Genomic DNA, 1496 nt, shown 5'->3' with positions numbered 1-1496 from the left:
CAGGTTCGATTCCTGTCGGGATCACCACCGAAATCTCTCAAACAACCGCCTGCCGTCCACTGATTTGTCTCTCTGCGGATCAAGGCGGATAAGCCACGGATTCAGCATTAAAATTCAGACTCTAGGTCAGTCCCAACGAATCGATACACGTTCTTTTGCCTTCGTAGGTCGGGCGGTCGCTAACGCTCATGGTCAAGCGCAAGCGTGCAGGGCACCCAGCTACCTCCCTAACCTCCCCTCAATGGCTTCTAGAACGGTCGCAATCCCGCGACCAAGAAGGAGCCTGATATTCTGCTCACTCGCAAAATCCGCACCCACCTACGTCACAACCCAGACGTTTCCGATGGCGGCGAAGGCGATCATAAACCCGTGGTGAAGTTCTTCACGCCCGACGCAGGCGCGACATGGCTTGTCGCCGAACTCGTAGCAGACGACGATAAGCTTTTCGGTTTGTGCGATCTCGGCCACGGAAGCCCGGAACTCGGTTACGCCTCTCTCAGCGAACTCAGCGCTTTGCGGGGACCTCTCAAGCTACTTGTGGAGCCTATAGGCACTTCCGCGCCGACAGATCCCTGACGCAGTACGCGGCAGACGCCCGCGCAAAGGGCAGGGATAGTCGCTAAGCGACTATCCACATTCGCCCTGAACGCCATAAATCGGTCACCGCGTTACAACTTCTCAGCCTTTGCCCACAATCTTGTGCAGTTGGCCGAGCAAGTCGATACCTCGCTCAATGCCTTTAAACTCAGCTTTCTCCATCAGATTGCTATCTTGCGAATGGTCGTCAGCGCCGAATATGCGCTTGCTAAGTTCTTCTTTGAGGGTTCTCTTTGCTTCTTCCGGCAGGTTAGCAATAAATGGATCAAACGCCTGCACTTGAAGGAAAAACGTGCGCGATTTTCTTTCGTTGATACGATGTAGGGTAGATTGCTTGGATGCATACACTGCGAACGACAGCAATAACGCGGTAAGCGATACGGATTTCGCGACTTGCATCCAAAATAATTTTTCTGGATAAAGTACTGGCGTAAACCAAAACAGGCTTGCGAGGAGCCATAAGATCGTTGCGATAATGCAAGCAATCGCGCCTTTTCGCCAAAGTTGTGCGGCGTCATATTCTCTGTCAGCTATGCTTTTATAACCACCCGTTACGCTGTCGTGGGCCACGAGATTATGTAGCTTTATGATATCTTCATGCCTTTTTTTGGCATCTATGTTGATTGCTTCAATATTTTTATCGAATAAAGATTGTTTCTCGATCAACGCAACGTTGTTTGATTCAATTAATGTTTCGCTCTCAGTCCTAAATTTCTCCCTGAATTCGTCCATTTCCTTCGCGAATTTCTCATCACGAAGCTGCTTATCACTAGCAAAGTCCGATTTCTGGCTGGTTAGTATACTTGACGAACTGCTATTCCATTCATCAATTGATTTGTTGATTTCGGCTTCAATAGCGTCCGCTTTAGCGCTTATAGACGTGACCCTATCGGCAGATT

1 protein-coding gene and 1 pseudogene are annotated in these 1496 nt (G+C 49.6%); one reads left to right on the top strand and one right to left on the bottom strand.

The annotated features are described in order from the left end of the window. Positions 1 to 306 precede the first annotated feature (306 nt). Positions 307 to 623: pseudogene (locus RCF13_RS02915) on the top strand (DUF2958 domain-containing protein). Positions 624 to 678: 55 nt separating this feature from the next. Here the strand turns inward: RCF13_RS02915 and RCF13_RS02910 are convergent. Next, on the bottom strand, positions 679 to 1496 hold an 818-nt coding region (locus RCF13_RS02910), incomplete at its 5' end, for a hypothetical protein (protein ID WP_308140833.1).

Origin of the sequence: Stenotrophomonas maltophilia group sp. RNC7, from assembly GCF_030910085.1 — a bacterium.
Classification (GTDB): domain Bacteria; phylum Pseudomonadota; class Gammaproteobacteria; order Xanthomonadales; family Xanthomonadaceae; genus Stenotrophomonas; species Stenotrophomonas sepilia.
Note: the sequence above shows the minus strand (reverse complement) of the source record. Positions and strands in the feature narration are given on the sequence as shown.